The sequence below is a fragment of the Janthinobacterium sp. SUN120 genome (assembly GCF_030397735.1).
In the GTDB taxonomy this organism is placed as follows: Bacteria; Pseudomonadota; Gammaproteobacteria; order Burkholderiales; family Burkholderiaceae_D; genus Janthinobacterium; species Janthinobacterium kumbetense.
Map to the genome: position 1 here is coordinate 1 of NZ_JAPUBW010000014.1, position 3822 is coordinate 3822.

At 62.8% G+C, this 3822-nt stretch carries 2 protein-coding genes; both read right to left on the reverse strand.

Translation table 11 applies throughout. The annotated features are described in order from the left end of the window. The coding region (locus O0879_RS28485) for a condensation domain-containing protein (protein WP_289920038.1) at window positions 1-1962 on the reverse strand (1962 nt) is incomplete at its 3' end. Between the two features lie 2 nt (window positions 1963-1964). Continuing rightward, a partial coding sequence (locus O0879_RS28490; protein WP_289920040.1) for a non-ribosomal peptide synthetase occupies window positions 1965-3822 on the reverse strand: 1858 nt, incomplete at its 5' end.

Consider the following 3822-nt stretch of genomic DNA (forward strand, 5'->3'; position numbering starts at 1 on the left):
CTTGGCACCGTCGAGCGGCAGATTGGCCTGCAGTTGCGGCTGGGTCAGCACCACCGGAGGCCGGGAGTCGCCCAGCATATAGGCCAGCCGCTCGCGCGGATAGGCCGGGTCCAGCGGTACATAGGCGCCGCCGGCCTTAAGGATGGCCAGCACGCCAACCACCATCTCGATGCTGCGTTCGACGCACAGCCCCACCAGCGTGTCGGCCGTCACGCCCTGTTCCAGCAGGCAGTGCGCCAGCTGGTTGGCGCGCTCGTTCAGTTCGCGGTAGGTCAGCGAACGGTCTTCGCACACCAGCGCCACCTTGTCGGGCGTGCGTTCGGCCTGTTCCTCGAACAGCTGGTGGATGCACTGCTCATGCGGGTAGTCCGCTTCGGTCGCGTTGAGTTCATGCAGCAGGTAGTGCCGCTCATCGTCGCCCAGCAGCGGCAGGTCGTAGACCGGCGTCTGCGGCGCCGCCGCAATACCCTGCAGCAGCCGGTCGTAATGCGCGGCCAGCCTGGCGATTGTGGCCGCGTCGAACAGATCGACGTTGTAGTCGATGTGACAGGCAAGGCCGCCTGACGTTTCCCTTACCTCGAACAGCAAATCGTACTTGGCGGGTGCATCCTTGTTATCCACCGCCTCAAACGCGACATCCTCCAGCCTGACGTGACCACCCACGCTGACTTCCATGCCCATGCTGAACATGATCTGGAACAGCGGGCTGTATTGCGTGCTGCGCTGGGGATTGATGCGCTCGACCAGATACTCGAACGGCACGTCCTGCCGGCTTTGCGCGTCGAGGTTGACCGCCTTGACCTGTTCCAGGTACTGGTCGAAGCGCGGGTTGCCCGACACGTCGGTGCGCAGCACCAGTGTGTTGACGAAGAAGCCGATGAGCTCTTCTAGCTCCTTCTGCAGCCGGTTGGCCACCGGCGTGCCGATCACGATGTCGCTGCTGTTGCCGTGCCGCGCCAGCAGCACGCTCAGCGCGGCGTGCAGCACCATGAAAGGCGTGGCCTGGTTGTCCTGGGCGACTTTTTTCAGGCCCTCATGAACAGCCTTTCCAACTGTGAAGCGGTGGCGCGCACCCCGGAAGCTCTGGTGCGCCGGGCGGGTGCGGTCCAGCGGCAGATTGTGCACCGGCGGCAGGCCGGCCAGTTGCTTGCTCCAATAGCCAAGCTGCTCCTCCAGTACCGGTCCGGTCAGCCAGTTGCGCTGCCATTGCGCGTAGTCGGCATAAGCGATCGCCAGCGGACCGTAGGGGTCGGCGGCGCCGCTGCGCAGCGCCTGGTACTGGCTCAGGAATTCCTTGACCAGCAGGTCCATCGACCAGCCGTCCGAAGCGATGTGGTGCATATTAAACAGCAGCATGCCTTCCTCCTCGCCCAGCAGGATGAAGCTGGCGCGCAGCATCACGTCGCGCGCCAGGTCGAACGGCGCTTCGGCGTCGGCCAGGGCCAGCTGCTGTACAGCCTGTTCCCTCGCGCCGGTGTCGAGTTGGGTCAGGTCGTTCACCTGGATGCCGAATTCCACCTGCTCACGGATCACCTGCCACAGCTGTTCGCCTTCACTGGCGAAGACCGTGCGCAGCGGCGCGTGCCGTTCAATGATGCGCCGGAACGCCTGCTCGGCGACGGTGACGTCGAAGCGGCCCGTCACGCGCAGTGCGGACGGCATGTTGTAGTGCGCGCTGCCGCCGTCGAGCCGGTCCAGGAACCACAGGCGCTGCTGCGCGAACGATACGGCCACTTTGCCGGAGTGGCGTGGCATGGCCACCACGTTCATGCGGCTGGCGCCGGCCGACACGGAGTTCTGGTTCAGATAGTCAATGAGCTGCTGCTTGTTGTTCTTGATTAGCTGCACTGCATCGGCATCGAGCGAGCCCTTGCGGGCCCTCGCCTTTAAGGTGCCGCCCTCAACAAATACTTCGATCCCCTTGGCTCCAAGTTGTAGCAAGACTTCATTTACGTAGTTCATCTTCAGAATTCCATTTCTTCGATTTGATTGGCAGGCACCGCCGACAATTCCTGAGCCAGTTTGCTTTTGCCTTGCAAAGCATCGACCGACTTGGCGATCAAGCCGATGGTGACGTCCGTAAATGCTCCCCTGACGCCGATTTCGACGTCGAAGCTTGACTTGATGACCCGAAACAGCTGGACCAGCAGCAGCGAATTTCCGCCGAGCGCGAAGAAGTTCGCGTTGACACTGATGTCCCCTGAATTGAGCTGAAGCAGGCTAGCCCAGATCCCTACCAACGTTTCCTCGGTCGCGGTGCGCGGCGCTAGGTATTCATCGAGCAGGTGGCTGCCATCGGGCGTCGGCAGCGCCTTGCGGTCCAGTTTTCCGTTCGGCGTCAATGGCAAGGCGTCCAGCACCTGCCACGCCGACGGCACCATATACACGGGCAGCACTTGCACGAGTGCGGCCTGCAGCGCGGGGATCGACAGTGCCATCGAGTCGTCAGGCACGATGTAGGCCACCAGACGTTGATGGCCGGGCCGGTCTTCGCGCACGGCGGCGACCGCCTCCAGCACACCCGTGCACGCCGCCAACTGGCTCTCGATTTCGCCCAGTTCGATGCGCTGGCCGCGGATCTTCACCTGGTCGTCGATCCTGCCGATATATTCAATGTTGCCGTCTGCCAAATGGCGCGCGAGATCACCCGTTTTGTACAGGCGCGTGCTGCTGGACGGGTCCAGCGGATCATGGAAAGGATTTGGAATGAAACGCCCGGCCGTGAGTTCAGAACGATTCAGATAGCCCCGTGCCAGCCCGACGCCGCCAATGTGTAGCTCGCCGATGCTTCCCTTGGGCAGCAGCTGATTTTGCGCGCCCAGAACGTAAAGCGCCATGTTCTGGATCGGGCGGCCGATCGGCACCGTCACCAAATCCACAGCCTTCGGGCAGGCCCAGTAACTGACATCGATTGCCGCTTCTGTCGGGCCATACAGGTTGTGCAGCGGTGCGGCATTGGCTGCGTAATGGCTTGCCACTACATCCACGGGCAGGGCTTCGCCGCTGCAGAACACCTGCCGCACGGACGTGCAGTGCTGCCAGCCTTCATCGCTGGCCATCAGGCGCAGCATCGACGGCACGAAGTGCAGCGTTGTCACCCCTTCGGACTGGATCACGGACGCGAGATAGGCCGTATCCTTGTGCCCCTCGGGTTCTGCCATGACCAAGCGCGCGCCGGCAATGAACGGCCAGGTTAGCTCCCACACGGAGACGTCGAAACCGAACGGCGTTTTTTGCAGGACGACGTCCGTCTCGCCGAGCGGGTATTCACGCTGCATCCAGTCGATGCGGTTGACCAGGGCTTGGTGCTCGACCAGCACACCCTTGGGACGGCCTGTGGAGCCGGAGGTATAGATCACATAAGCCAGGTTTCGGGGGCCGGCATGGCAGCCATGGGGATTCTGCCTACTGCGGCCCGGCGACGCATCATTCAGTTCTTTGCAATCGAGGCTGGCGATGCCTATGCTGCGCCCTGCCACCATGTCCGACGCCTGTTGATGCAGCCCGTCCTGGGTAAGCAGTATAGTAGCACCGCAGTCCTCAAGCATGTAGGCGAGACGATCCTTCGGGTAGCTCGTGTCCAGCGGTACGTAGGCGCCGCCGGCCTTGAGGATGGCCAGCACGCCAACCACCATCTCGATGCTGCGTTCGACATACAGTCCCACCAGCGTGTCGGCCGCCACACCCTGCTCCAGCAGACAGTGCGCCAGCTGGTTGGCACGCTCGTTCAGTTCGCGGTAGGTCAGCGAACGGTCTTCGCACACCAGCGCCACCTTATCGGGCGTGCGTTCGGCCTGTTCCTCGAACAGCTGGTGGATGCAC